General features: G+C 42.6%; 16 protein-coding genes. 9 read left to right on the top strand and 7 right to left on the bottom strand.

The features are described from left to right. The 4 genes from KDU71_RS17855 to KDU71_RS17840 form a co-directional block, all read right to left on the bottom strand. Positions 1-444 carry a C-GCAxxG-C-C family protein gene (locus KDU71_RS17855; protein WP_212192464.1) on the bottom strand — a complete coding sequence of 148 codons (444 nt, stop codon included), beginning with the start codon at positions 442-444 and terminating at the stop codon, positions 1-3. Between the two features lie 104 nt (positions 445-548). After that, positions 549-2573, bottom strand: a complete 2025-nt coding sequence (locus KDU71_RS17850; RefSeq protein ID WP_212192463.1) for a helix-hairpin-helix domain-containing protein — start codon at positions 2571-2573, stop codon at positions 549-551. Position 2574: 1 nt separating this feature from the next. Further along, positions 2575-3402, bottom strand: a complete 828-nt coding sequence (locus KDU71_RS17845) for a PorV/PorQ family protein (protein ID WP_212192462.1) — start codon at positions 3400-3402, stop codon at positions 2575-2577. 70 nt (positions 3403-3472) lie between these two features. After that, a complete protein-coding gene (locus tag KDU71_RS17840) occupies positions 3473-4099 on the bottom strand; it encodes an HAD family hydrolase (RefSeq protein WP_212192461.1) in 627 nt (208 codons plus the stop codon). Between the two features lie 195 nt (positions 4100-4294). On the opposite strand from KDU71_RS17840, the gene lysS reads away from it, so the two are divergent. The 6 genes from lysS (at position 4295) to KDU71_RS17810 (ending at position 11767) form a co-directional block, all read left to right on the top strand. After that, positions 4295-6016: a lysine--tRNA ligase gene (lysS, locus tag KDU71_RS17835; protein WP_212192460.1), complete on the top strand. Its 1722-nt coding sequence runs from the start codon at positions 4295-4297 to the stop codon at positions 6014-6016. An 84-nt stretch (positions 6017-6100) separates the two neighbouring features. Then, entirely contained in the window at positions 6101-7096 is a 996-nt protein-coding gene (locus tag KDU71_RS17830) for an NAD(P)H-dependent glycerol-3-phosphate dehydrogenase (protein ID WP_212192459.1), read from the top strand. Positions 7097-7168: 72 nt separating this feature from the next. Next, complete coding sequence (pgi, locus tag KDU71_RS17825; protein WP_212192458.1) at positions 7169-8818, top strand: glucose-6-phosphate isomerase; 1650 nt, start codon at positions 7169-7171, stop codon at positions 8816-8818. 283 nt (positions 8819-9101) lie between these two features. Continuing rightward, the gene (locus KDU71_RS17820) at positions 9102-9947 is read left to right on the top strand and encodes a C-GCAxxG-C-C family (seleno)protein (protein ID WP_212192457.1); all 846 of its coding nucleotides are present in this window, start codon (positions 9102-9104) and stop codon (positions 9945-9947) included. An 11-nt stretch (positions 9948-9958) separates the two neighbouring features. Further along, positions 9959-11110, top strand: a complete 1152-nt coding sequence (locus KDU71_RS17815; protein WP_212192456.1) for a cysteine desulfurase family protein — start codon at positions 9959-9961, stop codon at positions 11108-11110. 78 nt (positions 11111-11188) lie between these two features. Next, positions 11189-11767, top strand: coding sequence for a DUF2179 domain-containing protein (locus KDU71_RS17810; RefSeq protein ID WP_212192455.1), 579 nt, complete (start codon positions 11189-11191; stop codon positions 11765-11767). A 111-nt stretch (positions 11768-11878) separates the two neighbouring features. On the opposite strand, the gene KDU71_RS17805 is transcribed toward KDU71_RS17810, so the two are convergent. Further along, a complete protein-coding gene (locus KDU71_RS17805) occupies positions 11879-13693 on the bottom strand; it encodes an AMP-dependent synthetase/ligase (RefSeq protein ID WP_212192454.1) in 1815 nt (604 codons plus the stop codon). A gap of 231 nt (positions 13694-13924) precedes the next feature. Here KDU71_RS17805 and KDU71_RS17800 point away from each other — a divergent pair, with 231 nt between their 5' ends. The 3 genes from KDU71_RS17800 (at position 13925) to KDU71_RS17790 (ending at position 15727) form a co-directional block, all read left to right on the top strand. Continuing rightward, the gene (locus KDU71_RS17800) at positions 13925-14338 is read left to right on the top strand and encodes a hypothetical protein (protein ID WP_212192453.1); all 414 of its coding nucleotides are present in this window, start codon (positions 13925-13927) and stop codon (positions 14336-14338) included. Position 14339: 1 nt separating this feature from the next. Then, a complete protein-coding gene (locus KDU71_RS17795; RefSeq protein WP_212192452.1) occupies positions 14340-14768 on the top strand; it encodes an SRPBCC family protein in 429 nt (142 codons plus the stop codon). A gap of 152 nt (positions 14769-14920) precedes the next feature. Further along, the gene (locus tag KDU71_RS17790; protein ID WP_212192451.1) at positions 14921-15727 is read left to right on the top strand and encodes a hypothetical protein; all 807 of its coding nucleotides are present in this window, start codon (positions 14921-14923) and stop codon (positions 15725-15727) included. A 47-nt stretch (positions 15728-15774) separates the two neighbouring features. Here KDU71_RS17790 and KDU71_RS17785 read toward each other — a convergent pair whose 3' ends face one another. Beyond that, on the bottom strand, positions 15775-17151 hold the full coding sequence (locus KDU71_RS17785; RefSeq protein WP_212192450.1) for an alpha-L-fucosidase: 1377 nt from the start codon (positions 17149-17151) through the stop codon (positions 15775-15777). Positions 17152-17396: 245 nt separating this feature from the next. Next, positions 17397-18161, bottom strand: coding sequence for a trypsin-like peptidase domain-containing protein (locus KDU71_RS17780; protein ID WP_212192449.1), 765 nt, complete (start codon positions 18159-18161; stop codon positions 17397-17399). Positions 18162-18341: the final 180 nt, after the last annotated feature.

Here is an 18341-nt window from a genome sequence, read left to right as displayed (position 1 = left end):
TTAGTGTTTAAAAAGTTCATCCAATATCTGTAGCGAAGACTCAATGCACTTGGAGCAAACCTTGTCTTTCAACTTGTGATCATTGAAGTATTGTCTGCCTGCATCGGTGCGTATATCGCAACCTAAAAGGTGGACGCACTGGTCGGTCTGGTGCCGTTGACAGAACTGCTTGCGAAAGGCCTGCACCATTTCAGGGGTTTTCTCTTTTCGCTCATCAAAATCGGCAATGGCCTTTGAATTGCGCAATCCAATCACCATATAAGCCCCCGTAACAGCTCCGCAGGCTTTCTGCATTTTACCCATTCCCCCACCAAACCCTAGCGCTAAAGCCAGCGCCTGTTCCTCGTCAAACTTTAACTCATCTGCATAAGCCTTCAGAACCGATTGTGCGCAGTTATGGCCATTGTAAAAGGCTTCAATGGCTGTTTCCTTCTTCTTTTCCATGATACAGGTGATTTGTTCACTGTAAAAATAGCAAATGATTCGAAATAGGAATAGCTTAACGCTGGCTTTCGTGGCAGCATTTTATGCAATTTTAATCACACGGGCTAAAAGCGATATTGAAGCTGAAGTTTCCACTCTGTGAACTGATGGCCTTTGATTAACTGATTACCAGAACCTATCTCTTCAAGGTTAGTATAACTTGTGTGAGCAAGGCGGCCCCAAAGACGAAGATTTGGCAGTGGCGAATAACTCAGATTACATATTACGCGAGAACCAGCATTGAGATAGGCCGGTATGGTAAAGGCATACAACACATCGGGTTCGTAACTGTAGATGCGACTGTCATAATCATCGATGTCGAACAGCACATAACGCAACGACATAATGTAACTTTGACTAGCCTTAAACCGGACATCCTGAAAGGCCATCCAACCGTTCGACTCCTGCTCGCTCTCATTGTAAAAGGCATACTCAATTTGGGTTTGAAACCGCCACTTCTCACTGGAATTTAAGGCATAAAACAGGCGGATATTATCCTTTTGATAGGTGTTAATCTCATAATTGGCGGTACTTTGATAGCCATTAATCTCCTTTTGACTTGACTTATAGCGCAAATAAGCCGAATGAACATCATTAATACGATAATCGGCCTGTAAAAACCATTCGAATCCATCGGAAGGGCGGTACACATTGTATCGCAACCAATCGTATGAAAACACATCGGCAAAGGCCTTTAGTTCCAATTTTGCCAGTGGCTTAAAACTCATGGATGCGAATAAACCCGACTCGCCAGCCGGTGTTGATGATTCGGAGAATGGGTTCGATAAAATGGCAGTATATCCTCTGCTGTATTTCCGATAAGCAAAGGAAACCACCACATCGCTTCCCGCATTGTAGGTCATCCCCTGGTAAATACCATAATCGACCTGGTTCTGCAGCGCCACTTCACCAAAAATCATCAGTCTGTTCAGAAAAATGGAATGAGACAGCCATACACTCTCCTGGTCGCTTCCGGTAAATCGGTACTTGTCCTTCAGGTGTTCTTTGGGAGCAATCGCTTGATCGACGGACCAATTAGCATACCCTGTTTCCAGCTGAAATAAATGATGGTGATACCCAATACGCCCACCATACACCAGTTCATTAACAGCATACCTGTTCGATAGCTCGGTTACTGTGCGATGATAACCGGTTTCTTGTAAAGAGGATAAATACTGATTCTCCACCGAGTCTTCCAATGTCGAAGCATCGCGTTTTTTATAGGACACGAATGGTGCAACCATCCACCTGCCAAATTTAAGCTGCAAGGCTGTGCCTCTTAAAAAAGAGCTTTCGTTAACCGATGTGTAAGAGTTAATGCCTTTGGGACGACGGCGTAACTGTGCCGTTTCAGGCGATTTGGAAAAGGCCATATCAGTCCACACAGCCAGCCCCTGTCCAAAGGACAAGCGATAGTCGCCGACTATCCATGTATCAATAAACTTCAAAGGCTGATTAAGTCGCAGAAAACCTGATGTAAAGTCAGCTGCCGGGAAATACTCCGGGATAGCTTGCTCGCCCTGATCTTTCTCCAATGTAAAACCAGCTTCCACTTTATCGCCAAACCCAATACGTCCGCGGGTCATCCATTTCTCTTTTCCTCCCAGGTAAGCAGCCGCTACTGAGTCATTTTTAGGCTTGTAGCCAAGTGGTGTTTGAATAGTACTTTGGACACGCGCCATGATTTGACCCATCACTCGTTTGGATGGAGCACTACCTAATTCCTCAACCACCACAAAAGGCAGCATATTTCTAATTGTGAGGCTATCCATCCGCTCAACAGCCTGCAGCTCATATATACTATAAAGCGGCCCATTGGTATAGCGGTAGTACAGGAAGTTTTCTATTTGGTAGTCAGTCAGGAAAAACAATTGCTCCAAATCACTTTTAGTGGCGGTATTGAGGTTGATAGGCTGCTGATTCAAGGCGATTAAGTCGTTCACCAGCTCTTCATAGTCGGCTTTTAGCAATTGTTTATCAGCTAAAGATTCAAGCATGTCACTAATGAGTTTTTGAATGTCTCCGGCTTGTTGTGAAATAACACCAAAAGGTATGAGGCAGACTGTGAGTAAAAAGAACAAGCGCTTCATACTAACGGTGTTTTCGGTTAAATGAATAGCTCAGTCCCACTCCTGAAGTCATTCCTAACTGCTGATGATGTGCAAAACCAGCGTCAATGAATAATCCAGCAAAGCGAACGCCCCCTCCAAAGGTCATTTCAACAGGGTTGCTTTTAATACCTCCACGCACAAACAGCCGTTCATTAAAACTAAACTGAATTCCTGTTTTATAAATAAGGTTGCGCTCAAGCTGCTTTTCTGTCTCTACAATCAACATAAAATGCGAAGTAGGGCGCCAGCGGCAACCCGCATTGAATAAAACAGGTATTACATAGCTGGTGGATTGGTAACTGAGTTGACTCTGTTCCGGATTCTGTATAAAGACTCCAACAGCCCACTGTTCCGATATCAGGAAGTTAAACCCAAGGCTCGTATAAAAGGAATTGGCCGGATCGGCCCCTTCTATTTGATGAGTCAGGTAATTAAACTGCAGACCGGCAGAAACTTTTTCACCAAACAAACGACTGTAGCTAAAGGCGTAGCGACTATAATTGCTTTTAGAATAGCCACTCTGAAAAATGACACCTCCAAAAGTACCCAACCTGGTAGGCGCTACTAGCGTTGCGGCCCGCGCACTCATCTCATCCATATTGAAACGCATCTGATAGGCGGCTCCTACTGCATAATGTTCAAATGAAGCCAGGTTAGCCACATTATTAAGTCCTGACATGGAGGAATTGTCAAACACTTTTGTAAAACCCAAAGCAGCGCTGACGGGTCCTGAATAGTCTATGGTTTGAGCAAATGTAAGCGCTCCAGTAAGCACTGCCACACAAAAGGTTAAGGTTAGTCGATTCATGATAATACAATATATTATCAATAAATTTATTAACCTATATTTTAAAAGTCAAGATCTACCTTACATTGAACTACAATCCGTTAAATATTTCTAAAACACCCCTTTCCTGTGTCACCAACTCAGTTTGAAATCCTAAGCTGGCTGCAGCCTCCAGATTGGCGAGCGAATCATCTAAAAACAGTGTCCTGCGAGGAACAATATTGGTCTTCTCAATCACATAGTTAAACGAGCGAACATCGGGCTTGCTTAATTGCATCCGATAGGAATAGAATACATCAGTAAACAATTTTTCAAGATTACCATAATCGTTTGCCATGCCTATAAATGCTTTGCGATGTATGGCATTGGTATTGCTCAATAAATAAACAGGTTTTTCATTGCGAAGCTTATTTAGCAAGGTTACGCGTTCATTTGGCAAACTCACCAACATAGCATTCCAGGCAGCTATTATCTGATTAGGCTCTACCTCGTTTGGCAGCTCACTTTGAATGGCTGCAATAAATTCATCATCGCTTATAGCACCAATCTCATATTGTTTGAATAATCCTTCGTGATGGCTTTGTGTAATGTGCTTTTGCATACTAACGAAACCTAAAGCGGCAAAGGCATCAATGGCAGCCTGTGGACTAATATCAACAATAACACCTCCTAAATCAAACAAATAGGCATCAACAGCCGAAAAGTCAATCGTTTTCATACCATGCAATTTTTATAACAAATGTACTCCAAGCTGTTAAATAAACTAATTGTGTGTCAACTTATAAATGACAAAATACCAAATTCGATGAAAACCATTATCTTTGCAAAACTTTTTCACTTTTTACAAGCGAAATAATAACGGTTGACAGGCAAATCTGTCATTTTAGTAATGTTCTAAAAATAGATTAATAGAATGAGTACGTTGGAACTGAGCGAACAGGAAATTATCAGACGAAAAAGTTTAGAAGAGCTAAACAAGCTGGGTATTAACGCGTATCCGGCAGCAGAATTTAAAACCACTCATCTGTCAACTGAGATAAAACAGGAATTTGATCCTGAAAAAGATAACCTGAAAGAGGTGGTGATCGCCGGACGTATCATGAGCCGACGTATCATGGGTAAAGCTTCTTTCGCCGAGCTAAAAGATGCCGAAGGGCGTATTCAGATTTACCTGAACCGCGACGATATGTGTCCGGGTGAGGATAAAACATTATATAATACCGTATTCAAGAAACTGTTGGATATTGGTGATATTATTGGCGTAAAAGGATTTATTTTCCAGACACAAATGGGCGAAACCACCCTCCATGTGCAGGAGATGACTATCCTGAGTAAATCACTTAAGCCACTGCCAATTGTTAAAGAAAAAGATGGCAAGGTGTATGATGCATTCAGCGATCCTGAGTTGCGTTACCGCCAGCGCTATGTTGACTTAATCGTTAACGAAGGCGTTAAAGATGTATTCATCAAACGCACCAAGCTGATGAACAGCATGCGTCAGTTCTTCAACGAACGTGGCTACCTGGAGGTAGAAACACCAATTTTACAATCAATTCCGGGTGGGGCTGCAGCGCGCCCATTTATTACACACCACAATGCCTTGGATATTCCTTTGTATTTACGTATTGCCAACGAGCTTTACTTAAAGCGCTTAATTGTTGGTGGTTTTGATGGTGTATATGAGTTTGCCAAGGATTTCCGTAACGAAGGTATGGATCGTACCCACAACCCTGAGTTTACAGTGATGGAAATCTATGTGGCCTACAAAGATTATAAATGGATGATGGACTTCACCGAAGAGATGGTGGAAAAAATCGCCCTTGACCTGCATGATAAAACCGAATTGCAAGTAGGTGATAAAACGATTGATTTCAAACGCCCATTCAAACGCATCTCTATCCTTGATTCTATCAAAGAACATACAGGCATTGATGTATCGGACATGAACGAAGAAGAGTTGCGCAAAGTATGTGGTGAGCTGGAAATTGAGATTGATGACTCAATGGGTAAAGGCAAGCTGATTGATGAAATTTTTGGTGAGAAGTGTGAGCACAACTACATACAACCAACGTTTATCACCGATTATCCTGTGGAGATGTCGCCACTGGCTAAGCGCCACCGCGACAACCCAGAGTTAACAGAGCGTTTTGAGTTGATGGTGAATGGTAAAGAAATCTGTAATGCCTACTCAGAGCTAAACCATCCGATCGACCAGAAAGAGCGTTTTGAGGAGCAGATGCGTTTATCGGAAAAAGGTGATGACGAAGCCATGTTTATTGACCACGACTTTGTGCGCGCATTAGAGTACGGTATGCCTCCAACATCGGGTATGGGTATTGGTATCGACCGTTTAACCATGCTGATGACCAACTCTGATTCTATTCAGGATGTGTTGTTCTTCCCGCAAATGCGCCCAGAGAAACGCATCTTGCCAGATAGCGACGAGAAATTTGCTGAGCTGGGTATTCCTGCCGAATGGATCGAGGTCATCCGCAAAGTAGGTTTCAGCAAGGTGGATGCCTTGAAAGAAGCCAAGCCAACAAAGGTTTTCCAGGATATTTGTGGCTATAACAAGAAAAATAAGCTGGGCTTAAATAATCCATCGCAAGACGATGTAAAAGCCTGGTTATCTTAATACGAACTAATCAATTAAGACAAAAAAGGTAATTGTTCCTTTTTTGTCTTATTTTTAACATTCTAATTCAAAACAACTGTATTTATGGATGAATCATCAAAGGTAGGTATTATAGGTAGCGGAAGCTGGGCAACTGCTATTGCTAAAATGCTATTGAATAATGTTCCATCCATCAACTGGTATTTTCGGGATCAAGTACACATCGATGACTTCAGACGCTTCAGGCACAACCCGAACTATCTGACCAGTGTTGAATTTAACCCGGACCGAATTAACTTTTCGGATGATATCAACGAGGTTGTTCAGCAATCTGATATCCTCATACTGGCTATCCCGTCAGCATTTATCAAGTCGGCACTTAAGAAGTTAACAGCTCCTCTCAAAGACAAATTTGTGGTCTCGGCCATTAAAGGACTGGTGCCGGATGAGAACCTTATCATCGGTCAGTATTTTAACCAGGTGTACGATGTACCTACCGAATCAATTGGTGTTATCAGTGGCCCTTGCCATGCCGAGGAAGTAGCATTGGAGCGTCTTTCTTATCTGACTATTGCTTGTCAGGACATCAAAAAAGGTCGTGCCTTTTCGGCTTTTCTGAAGACACCATATATCATGACGACCATTTCGGATGATATTTATGGCACCGAGTACTCGGCTGTTTTGAAAAATATTATGGCCGTTGCATCAGGTATTTGTCATGGCTTGGGTTATGGTGATAACTTTCAGGCCGTGCTCATTTCCAATGCCATCCAAGAGATGAAGCGTTTTGTAGATACCGTTCATCCTATCACGCGCGACATCAAGAGCTCAGCCTATTTGGGCGACTTGCTGGTAACAGCCTATTCGCAGTTTAGCCGCAACCGCATGTTCGGTACCATGATTGGAAAAGGCTATTCGGTAAAATATGCCCAAATGGAGATGCTGATGATTGCCGAAGGATACTATGCTGTTAAAAGCATCCATGAAATAAATGATAAGTACAAAGTAAACATGCCCATTACAGAGGCTGTTTACAACATCATTTACGATCGCATATCACCAGCTATGGAGATACGACTGTTGACAGAGCATCTGCGTTAAATAGCTGTTTGCTATAAGCTAATAGCTATTTACTTTTCTTGAAATCAATACAAACAAACAAATACTACTAACATGTTACCAGGTATTAATCCCACTACTACCAAAGCGTGGAAAGAGCTTGAGGCGTATTATGCCCAGTTTAAAGACACGCAGATGAAAGACCTGTTCGCTAAAGATGGTGAGCGTTTTAACAAGTATTCTTTGCGTTTTGAAGATATTCTTTTGGATTATTCCAAAAACCGTATCGACGAAAAAGTGATGTCATTACTATTTCAATTGGCCGATGAGTGTGGGTTGAAGAGTGCTATTGACAGCGTTTTTGCAGGTGATAAAATTAACGTGACGGAAGACCGTGCGGTATTGCACACAGCCCTGCGTAATCGCAGTAATACACCGGTAATGGTTGATGGCAAAGACGTGATGCCGGCTGTTAATGCAGTATTGGATCAGATGAAAGCTTTCTCCGAAAAAGTTATTTCGGGCGAATGGAAAGGTTATTCAGGCAAAGCCATCACTGACATTGTAAATATTGGTATTGGTGGTTCAGACTTAGGCCCGTTAATGGTAACCGAAGCGTTGAAGCCATACAAAAAGAATGTCAACCTTCACTTCGTATCTAATGTAGATGGCACCCACATTGCTGAAGCATTAAAAGTGGTGAATCCAGAAACAACACTATTCATCATTGCTTCAAAAACTTTTACTACCCAGGAAACGATGACCAACGCCAACTCGGCTAAATCGTGGTTCCTGGAAGCAGCCAAAGATGAAAAAGCGGTTGCCAAACATTTTGTGGCCTTATCAACTAACGCCGAAGCAGTTTCAGCTTTTGGTATTGACACGGCTAATATGTTCGAGTTCTGGAATTGGGTAGGTGGCCGTTATTCCTTATGGTCGGCTATTGGACTAAGCATTGCCTGTGGCATTGGCTTTGACAACTTCCGTGAACTACTGGAAGGGGCTCATGCGATGGATAATCATTTCAAAACTGAGTCGTTCGAAAGCAACCTGCCGGTTATCCTGGCCATGATTGGTATCTGGTACAATAACTTCTACGGCGCCGAGACAGAGGCTATCCTGCCATACGACCAGTATATGCACCGTTTCTCTGCTTATTTCCAGCAAGGTAATATGGAAAGTAATGGTAAGTATGTTGACCGCAATGGTGAGCAGGTAAACTACCAGACAGGGCCTATCCTTTGGGGTGAGCCGGGAACCAATGGTCAGCATGCCTTCTATCAGCTGATTCACCAAGGAACAAAACTGATTCCATGTGATTTTATGGCCACTGCTAAAAGCCACAATCCACTGAGTGATCATCATCCGAAATTGCTGGCTAACTTCTTTGCACAGACAGAAGCTATGATGGTTGGTAAAACTGAGGAACAGGTGACTGCAGAGCTGAAGGCAGCCGGTAAATCAGATGAAGAGATCAAGGCCTTACTACCTTACAAAATATTCCTGGGTAATATACCAACCAACTCTATCCTTATGAAAGAGTTGAACCCACGTACGCTTGGTGCTTTAATCGCCATGTACGAACACAAAATATTTGTACAAGGCATCATCTGGAACATATACAGCTTTGACCAATGGGGCGTTGAATTAGGCAAGCAACTGGCTAACGCTATTTTACCTGAGTTGCAAAGTGATGATGAAGTGACTTCGCATGATGCATCAACCAATGGTTTGGTGAATGCTTACAAGGAAATGAAAAAGTAAGAGATGAGAACACAGATGTGAGTAGTGAGTCTATTTGCAGCTTGTAAAAATAATAAAGGCTCTGGAGCATATCCAGAGCCTTTGTTGTTTTCAAAGCCCTTATCATCAACAATACTATTAAAGATAAGCTCTTTGCCAATTACAATTAGGCAAGTTTTAAATTAAGTCCGTAACTTCCATACAATTAAATATGCATCAAACGACCGATTCTTTCGAATGTCTAATCCGGATCGTTGAATGTATTTGAGAAATAATCATCTAACCCCAAAAACAACTCTAAACGATGAACACCATCAAAACCAAATTGAATCCCCGAAAAACATTCTGGAAGGACGGAGCCTGCTCACACGCCATGTTCCACCTGTTGAATCATGAATTTGATAATGTAAAACCTTTGGAAGAAAAAGCCTCGGACCTGTTAGCAGGTGGCATTGCACAAAAAGGACATCAATGCGGAATGCTTTGGGGTGCTTCTTTAGCGATAGGTACAGAGTCATTTCGCAAATACAAAGACAGAAACATGGCCATTGCCACTGCCATCAATGCTTCAAAATTATTGGTTAATTCATTTCAGAAGCGAACCAAGACAGTTAATTGCAGGGATATCTCGAGGGTCAATTGGGAGAATAAATTTGAGCTGGCGCTATATATGCTAAAAACCTTCGCCAGAGGTTTTGTTTTCAGCCCCTGCTTTAATCTGATAGTAAAGTGGACCCCAGAAGCTTTAAATGCATCCAATAAAGGACTTAATGAACAACCGGACTTCAGTATCCCTGTTCATAGCTGTTCAACTGAACTGATCAAAAAAATGGGTGGTAGCGAAGAGGAATCAATTATGGTTGCAGGGTTTGCCGGTGGCATAGGCTTAAGCGGCCACGCATGCGGTGCATTGAGTGCCGCCATATGGTATAAAATGCTTCAGCTAAGTAAAAGCGAACAGGGTAAATCTCAGGCCATGTTCAACAATCCGGATGCCAGGAAGATTTTAAGAACATTTTACATGCAAACAGATTCGGAGGTGTTGTGTAAAAACATCTGCCAGCGTCAGTTTAAATCGGTCGACGAGCACTCCGACTACATTAAAACAGGCGGCTGCAGCCATATCATTAACGCCTTGGAAAAAATATAAAAGCCAGCTTTATGCTAAACTTTTTGAGACGAAAGGTTTATCTCGACAATAATGCCACAACCCGAGTGAGCTACTCTGTCAGAAAAACCATGAACCGTGTTCTTAAACGCCATTGGGGCAATCCTTCATCGGGCTACCGAAGTGGAAAAGTTGCCAGCCAGATTATTGAACAAGCACGTGAGCAAGTTGCCAAGGCCATTAATGCCCATACACACGAAACCTATTTTACAGGATGTGCAACTGAATCCAACAACGCAGTTCTTCAAACTTTAAGCAACCATTTCTACCCGGAAAAGAGGAAAATTATCTCATCACCTATCGAGCATCCATCAATAGCGAATACGCTCGAGTTTTTGAAACCAAAAGGCATTATTGTGGAATATTGCTCAGTCGATAAATTTGGTTTTGTTTCGGCTAAAGAAATAGAAAAACTAATTGATAATGACACCTTTTTGATATGCTGCATGCTGGCAAATAACGAAATAGGAAGCATACAAAACATAACAGAAATATCCGCCCTGGCCCATAAAAATAATATCCTTACCCTATCGGATTGTGTGCAGGCATTTGGAAAAATACCTATCGATGTAAAAGCATTAGGAGTTGATTATGCCACATTTTCAGCCCATAAACTATATGGTCCCAAAGGTGTTGGTGCATTATACGCAAGAATTAGCAGTCCGCTTGCTCCTTTTATTCACGGAGGGCATCAGGAAGAAGGGATGCGTGCAGGAACAGAATCCGTTCATAATATCGCAGGATTTGGGAAAGCCTGTACCGACGTTCCAAAGCTTCTCTCCCACACTCAACGTATAAAGCAACTAAAGGAGCTATTGGCGGACCAATTACGTTCAGCTGTACCTGGTATCATTATCAATTCGCCATCTGAAAACTGTCTGCCAAATACAATTAGCGCTACCATCCCCAATGTGAGCAGCAAAGAGTCGATGATGCTATTGGATTATTATGGAATTTCAGTGTCATCAGGCTCGGCATGCAGCACCCATCAAGACAAACCTTCGCGGGTTTTAAAATCAATCGGACTATCTGATAAAGCAGCAAAAGAAACCCTCAGGATAAGTTTAGGAATTCATACACGAAAAAATGACATAGCTTATACCCTTAAAATTATAAAAAAGTACTTAGCTTCGCGAACGCAATAGCGTCAAGGTTTTTTTAATACGATAACGGACAGCATAATTTTTGTTCAGTAATTTATTAATCCCATATAATACTTCATCATGTCGGCCTTAGACAGTTTTACCGTCACCTATATTGCCATCCCACTTTTAATATTTCTGTCAAGAGTAGCTGATGTGACCATTGGCACTTTACGCATTGTATTTATTTCCAAAGGCCTGAAACTGCTGGCTCCCATACTGGGCTTTTTCGAAATCCTGATCTGGCTGCTGGCCATGTCCAAAGTGTTTCAAAACCTGGATAACTGGCTGTATTTTATTGCCTATGCAGGCGGATTTGCCATGGGTAACTTTGTGGGTTTAAAAATAGAGGAACGTTTGGCTCTGGGTTATGTCAACATTCGCATTACAACCCAAAAGCCCGGCACTGAACTAATCCAAAACCTAAGTGATGCCGGCTACGGTGTTACATACATGAATGCTTATGGCAGTAAAGGCCATGTAAACATCATATACTGCGTGCTTAAACGAAAAGACATCACGGAAGTAACCCAGATTATAAAGAAGTTTAACCCCAAAGCCTTCTATACGGTGGAAGATATTCGCCTGGCCAACTCGGGTGTTTTCAGAACACGCGCTTTAGGACAAAAGAATCCGATTCCGCTCCGGAAGGGAAAATAGGCAGTTAAGCCCAGACAACTTATCACCTCAAGCTGTACATAAGGCTATTATAAGAAAGCCCCGGGAATACTCCCAGGGCAATCATTACATTACCTATTTCATGCTAGCCAATTAACTAAACTTAATCGAGCCTTTATTCTCTTCATTTTCACCATAGGCATACATCTCGCGTAATATATCAGCATATTTACGATAGATTATTCGGCGACGCAGCTTTAGTGTTGGTGATAATTCACCGGTTGCTGAAGTCCAGGCCTCATGCACCAACCTGAAACGCTTAATTTCTTCGTGCTTGCCAAGCATTTTATTGTATCGCATCACTTCTTTACGAAACACGGCCAGCACCTTTTCATCCTGAATCAGCTCTTCATTATCGCGGAAATGCACCTTATGGTCATGTGCCCACATATGCAGATACTCAAAATTAGGTGACAGCAACGCACCAGCATACTTTTCACTCTCGCCAACAATAATGGCCTGCTCAATAAAATCTGATTCCTTCAGCAGGTTCTCAATGGATTGGGGTGCAATGTATTTACCACTTGAGAGCTTGAACATTTCTTTTTTGCGGTCGGTAATTTTCAAGAACTTACCCTTGACTAGGGTGCCAATATCGCCCGTGTGAAACCAACCATCCTTATCAATCACTTCGGCGGTGGTTTTTTCATCTTTATAATAGCCCATCATAATGTTAGGACCTTTGGCTAATATCTCGCCATCATCATCGATAGACACCTCAACACTATCAAAAACGGTTCCTACGGTACCTATCATCAGGTTACCGCTTTCTTCGGTATAATTAGAGGCCAGCACCGGCGATGTCTCCGTCAATCCATAACCTTCCATCAATGGAATACCGGCCGCGAAGAACAAACGGCTTAATCGCGGCTGCAGGGCAGCTCCACCGCTCACCACAAAACGTAGGTGCCCGCCAAAAGCCTTTTGCCACTTCGAGAAAACCAGCTTACGTGCCAGTTTAAGCTTAGCCGCATACAAAGGGTAGTTATTGCCATTAGTGCGATAACGTTCGCCCAGGCGCATGGCCCAGAAAAATACAGCCTTTTGAACACCAGACAGGTCGTTGCCTTTCGACACCAGCTTATCGTAGATGCGCTCAATTACACGCGGCACTGTCACAAAGGCATTGGCTTGAATTTCTTTTAAATCACGAGCTATCGTGCCAAGGTTCTCGGCATAATAGATGCTACACCCATTGGCCTGATACAGGTAGTTGATCATGCGCTCATACACATGACAGAGAGGCAGGAAGCTGAGCACCTTATCATTGCTTGATAAAGGATAACGTGGAATAGCATCCTTCATATTACTCATGAAATTCTTATGGCTGAGCATCACGCCCTTGGGGTTTCCTGTGGTGCCCGATGTGTAGATAATAGACACCATGTCATCTTCAGAGATACCATCCCGAATAGCTTTGAACTCTTCTTTACGCTGAATACGTTCCTGTTCGCCCAGCTCAATTATCTCGCTCCAGTTGGCCGCATCTTTGATATCGTTGAAGGTATAAACTTCCTGGATGCTGTCAATTTCGTCGGCAATCACTTTCAGGCGCCTGTACAAGATAATATCAGACACTATGAGCATGCGGGCATCACTGTGCTCGAGTATGTACCGGTACTCCTCATCGGAGATGGTTGGGTAAATAGGCACATGTACCACACCTATCATCGACATACCCATATCCACAAAATTCCACTCGGGACGGTTATTGGAAACGGTGGCTATTTTATCACCCTTTTGAAAACCTTTGGCCAGCAGCCCGTAACTAAATAAACGTGCCTGCTCGCTGTATTCTTTAACACTAAATTTCACCCAATCGCCATCGCGCTTGGCACACAATATATCTTCCTTGCTACTATCCTGCTTAAGATTAGCCAGCAAATCAAACGTCCTTTTAATCTCCATAAAACTGATTTATCGGATTTTTCCACTCAAACTCAACCAACAAAGATATAATTTTTTTAAAAGTGGCTGCATAAACACGTAACGCTTTGGTGTTAAGCCACAAAGTTGTAATTTTGAGTTATGACCAAGATGCTAAAACCAGTCCTTCTATACATTCCCTTTCTATTAGTCCTTGCCTTTCTTATATACAGGATATACTACCATATTGATTATATAGACACTGTTCAGCAAATGCAAAATATACGTTTAGGCTGGCTGGATAGCATCAGGCTTGAGGTAGTATTGGGCCGCTTCGTTCCTCCTGTTATGATACTTTTAAGTGCTATTGGTTTTTTCATACGAAAGGTCTGGGGATGGGTGCTTTGGGTAGCGTTTTACTATTACATTAGCATTTTTCCGTTTATGCTGGCAACCAATCTTGAAGGCATATTCGGCGGTGGTCTCATCTTACTTATTGTATCTGCCTTAATTATTGTCCTCAACATGCCATATATTCGGCAGAAGTTTAATGCAGGTAACTCATCACTATTAACGATAAATCTAATGGCAATACTTATAGCGATGGTTGCCAATAGTATTCATGGCTATACCATTACCGGCTACCACATCACACTCTCTGAAGCACTAACAAAAATTGGCTATTAACATGTTAGCAATTACTATATCCGAAGTTTACCCGGTGAAGCCCGAAACTGTGTGGAATGCCATTACACAGCTTAAACAGATGCGTCAGTGGTTCTTCGAAAATATTCCTGCTTTTAAAGCTGAAATAGGTTTCACCACGCAATTTGAAGTGGATGCCGGCGAAAGGCAGTTTATACACAAGTGGAAGATCGTTGAAGTAATTCCTGGTCAATTGATTAAATACGAATGGAGCTACGAACATTACCGGGGCATGGGCTATGTGACATTTAATATTGAGCATGAAGCCGGGCAAACAAAACTAACGCTGGTAAGTGAAGGACTGGATAGCTTTAAGCCAAAGGTACCTGAGTTTACTACCGAAAGCTGTCAGGCTGGTTGGAATTACTTTATCAAAGAACGATTACAAGCCTATCTTTCTGGTAGTCTATAGAATACCTGCTGACTTGTATGTGCCTCTTTAATTGAGATACGACACACGGCAATCGCATTTAAAAAATATTTTTCCAACTCAAGCCGTTGAGGCCTCACACAACCATTTAAAATAATAATGGTATCTTGCAATCAATACATCCAAAATCATTGATGAGCAAACGCGGCAAAATACTACTTCACACCCTTGTGTTTATAGTGCTAACGGCATTAACACAAATTGGTGGAGTCGTTTACCTGATGTCGTTTGTTTTCTGCGGCCGTATCAAATATGCTTTTCCATTAAAAGGACTGGCTGCTTTTCTTATCATATACAGCCTTGGTACTTTTGTAACAGCTCCCATGTTGGCTAAGCTATTCGACCGTGAGCGTATTGAGCACTACGACAACCTGCACCCGGCCAACTATATGACTATCATTTTGAATCGTAACTATGTACGCCCTGAGGTAAACACCTATCTGAAAACCGTGTCGGAAACATTGCAGGAAACCAATCCCGATGTAAAAATGCGCTATCTGGATGCCAACTTCCCCTTGATTGACGGCTTCCCAATGCTGCCGCATCTGAGCCACTACGACGGTAAAAAGATTGACCTGAGCCTGGTCTACGAAAATGAGCAGGGTGACATTATAGATGCCTGCAAGTCGGTGAGTGGCTACGGCGTGTTTGAAGGTCCCCGAAAAGGCGAGGTAAACCAATACAAAGCATGTATAACAGCTGGCTTTAGCTACTACGATGCCCCCAAATATATGACGCTGGGTAGCATTAACGAGGAGCTGCGATTCTCCGAAAAAGGTACTCGTGCCCTGATGGACGCCCTTACGCGCCCCGACGAAGTGGACAAAGTGTTTATGGAACCTCACCTGACACAACGCCTGCGACTAAAAAATAGAAAGATACGCTTTCAGGGCTGTCACTCGGTACGGCACGATGACCATATCCATGTGCAGGTGAGGTAAAATTATTAGATGCTAAACGTCGCTATCCATCATTATCATTTGCCTTGCTAATCATTCAATATCAGTTCAATTACAGGTATTTCGGTTAAAGGCTTTACAACCGGCAATTTCAAAACAATGTTACCCTTGACATTTTGCTCATGAGCTGGTCCGTAGCCATGTCGCCTGGTCGACATTTTAATCTCTGAACCATCGTGTAAGAATTGAGCGTAAGCAATTTTACCTTCATAGCCCGGAAGTATGAGGTCGCCCATCGGGTAGTCCACAAGATGGATGTACAAACGATGCGTTGATGCATTATAGGTGAGAATTGTATGCGGTGGCACTTTATATTGTTCAGGTGCCTGGGTGCAACCATATATCGCGCGGTCGTTGAATTTCATCCACTGCCCCATGGCCTTCAGCCGCTCCTGCGCACGGTAATCAAAAACACCGCGGGCGGTAGGCCCCACGTTTAGCAACAGGTTGCCTCCGTTACTAACCGACTCAATGAGCAATACAAGCAGCTGTTTGGTATCTTTCCAGGTATGTTCATCGCGGTAATAGCCCCACGAACCCGAAAAAGTCTGGCAGGTTTCCCATGGCACACGTTGCCCGTCTATCTCCACCCACTTGCTGGGTTTAAACTGTTCAGGTGTGGTAAAGTCCCAGCCACCTTTAACATCTTTCAGGTCCAGGCGATCATTAACCAGGATACCGGGCTGCAACTGACGGACCATTTTCAACAACTCCACTGAGTCCCAGTCATCGCGTCCCTTACCATTGTTACCCGGGTATGAATAATCGAGCCACAAGATATCTATCTGACCATAGTTAGTCAAAATCTCACGCACCTGGTTATGCAGGTATTTGCGGTATTTAGCCATGTCCCGTTCCTTATTCATCGCTTTCAGCTGTTTGGCATCGTCGGTTCGTAAAGGATGAATACGGTCAACGGTGAAATCGGGATGGTGCCAGTCGATGAGCGAATAGTAGAAACCAACTTTTAACCCTTCGGCGCGCAAAGCCTCCACATACTCTTTAACCAAATCACGACCAATAGGCGTGTTGGTCACCTTATAATCGGTATACTGCGAGTCAAACAAACAAAAACCCTCGTGATGCTTCACCGTCAGCACCACATATTTCATACCGGCCGCTTTTGCCTGTCTGGCCCACTCTGTGGCATCATACAGGTCCGGGTTAAAATAGTCGAAGTACTTCTGATAGGCTTCATCGTCCATGCGCTCGCGCATCTTCACCCACTCATGACGAGCCGGCAGGGCATACAAGCCCCAATGGATGAACATCCCAAAACGGTCATGTGTCCACCAGGCCATGCGTTCCTGCTTTTCGGCAGGTGTTTCATTCCAGATAGCAGCTTGCTGAGCGCCTATACCCATGTACAACAGGCATAAAAAAGTGATTAAAAGGATTTTTTTCATGATGATATTTTCTTTACTTAATGACAAGCTAACAGTGTTCAACCACATTCATTTACCTACCCCCTTCTGCCATTGCGTTTTAAAAATGGTTAAAATTGGCCAGAGCAACAAACCCATCCAATGAATAAACCAAGTACAGAGAGAAGCCAATAAAATGTGGTATGATAAAACAGCTGAATAGTCTATAGTCAGAATCACTCGGGACGTTCAGACTTGGGTTTTCAACCAGCCAGAACGCTTAGTTATTAGTGACCAGGCTTGTTATGTTTTATGCCATATTGGTCTAACATTGTGATTAAATACTTAACCCCTCCTATTACTCCCAGATTTCCTTCTTGTCCTGATACAATTCCAACTAAGTACCCATTCTTATCAATTACAGGAGAACCACTTCTTCCTGCCGGATGAGTGTCTGTTTTGAATGGTTTAATATAAAAATAGTCTCCCAGGTTTTTGACGCATTGCAGTTTTATTAAGGCTGGTTTTGAATTGTCTTTCTGTTTTAATCCCCACCCAACTGCATATACTGTCTCGTTACTTTTTACAGGTGAGTATCTAATCTTCAATGGGTAAAGCTGGTTGCTGTTATCTTCTAATTCAAAAATAATCCAGTCACGTGTTTTCAAAGTATTAAACTGACCAATCTGTTCGTTTGGGTCTTTATTAATTAATTGTTTTACAGTCACTGTTTTCTCTTTATGGTTTTTAGGGTACATCGTCCAATTATTGAATTTGGTCCCTAAATCAATACTGCTTAATCCAAGTTGATTTTCAAAAACCATAAACAGATGTTTACATGAAACACCAATGGTGTCATAGCCTGTATTTATGAGAAATGAGTTGGCAATGTCAGAATAGCTTGTGTCGGTGAAACTAATTTGGTTGGTTAATGCAAAATCAGGCCATGATGCAACAGGTTTATCAATCCAAGGTTCTTTGACGACCTGTGATGATTTCTGGCATCCAAACAGTAATGTTAAACCCACTAAAATCAAAACTAGATGCTTCATTATCTTTCAGTTTTTAAAGGACGAGACTATCAAGGCGGGAATCTGCCCACCCAAAGCCTTGCTGGGTCTGCTATGCGCTATGGCGGCGTGTTGCACTAAACCTAAAGGTAGCTAAAGTCCGTTGTCTCAGCTACCTTTATTTGTCTTATAATACTTAGTTATGAAAAAAAAGCTTTACCA

This window comes from Carboxylicivirga sediminis (assembly GCF_018156225.1).
Lineage (GTDB): Bacteria > Bacteroidota > Bacteroidia > Bacteroidales > Marinilabiliaceae > Carboxylicivirga > Carboxylicivirga sediminis.
This window is presented reverse-complemented; position numbering and strand designations above follow the sequence as displayed.

Bases quoted from the DNA above. Each gene is read 5' to 3' on its own strand.
- KDU71_RS17830 (WP_212192459.1), top strand. From the start codon at position 6,101: ATGGATGAATCATCAAAGGTAGGTATTATAGGTAGCGGAAGCTGGGCA.
- KDU71_RS17850 (WP_212192463.1), bottom strand. From the start codon at position 2,573: ATGAAGCGCTTGTTCTTTTTACTCACAGTCTGCCTCATACCTTTTGGT.
- KDU71_RS17800 (WP_212192453.1), top strand. From the start codon at position 13,925: ATGCAAAATATACGTTTAGGCTGGCTGGATAGCATCAGGCTTGAGGTA.
- KDU71_RS17780 (WP_212192449.1), bottom strand. From the start codon at position 18,161: ATGAAGCATCTAGTTTTGATTTTAGTGGGTTTAACATTACTGTTTGGA.
- KDU71_RS17785 (WP_212192450.1), bottom strand. From the start codon at position 17,151: ATGAAAAAAATCCTTTTAATCACTTTTTTATGCCTGTTGTACATGGGT.
- KDU71_RS17845 (WP_212192462.1), bottom strand. From the start codon at position 3,402: ATGAATCGACTAACCTTAACCTTTTGTGTGGCAGTGCTTACTGGAGCG.
- lysS (WP_212192460.1), top strand. From the start codon at position 4,295: ATGAGTACGTTGGAACTGAGCGAACAGGAAATTATCAGACGAAAAAGT.
- KDU71_RS17815 (WP_212192456.1), top strand. From the start codon at position 9,959: ATGCTAAACTTTTTGAGACGAAAGGTTTATCTCGACAATAATGCCACA.
- KDU71_RS17820 (WP_212192457.1), top strand. From the start codon at position 9,102: ATGAACACCATCAAAACCAAATTGAATCCCCGAAAAACATTCTGGAAG.
- KDU71_RS17790 (WP_212192451.1), top strand. From the start codon at position 14,921: ATGAGCAAACGCGGCAAAATACTACTTCACACCCTTGTGTTTATAGTG.
- KDU71_RS17805 (WP_212192454.1), bottom strand. From the start codon at position 13,693: ATGGAGATTAAAAGGACGTTTGATTTGCTGGCTAATCTTAAGCAGGAT.
- KDU71_RS17840 (WP_212192461.1), bottom strand. From the start codon at position 4,099: ATGAAAACGATTGACTTTTCGGCTGTTGATGCCTATTTGTTTGATTTA.
- KDU71_RS17855 (WP_212192464.1), bottom strand. From the start codon at position 444: ATGGAAAAGAAGAAGGAAACAGCCATTGAAGCCTTTTACAATGGCCAT.
- KDU71_RS17795 (WP_212192452.1), top strand. From the start codon at position 14,340: ATGTTAGCAATTACTATATCCGAAGTTTACCCGGTGAAGCCCGAAACT.
- pgi (WP_212192458.1), top strand. From the start codon at position 7,169: ATGTTACCAGGTATTAATCCCACTACTACCAAAGCGTGGAAAGAGCTT.
- KDU71_RS17810 (WP_212192455.1), top strand. From the start codon at position 11,189: ATGTCGGCCTTAGACAGTTTTACCGTCACCTATATTGCCATCCCACTT.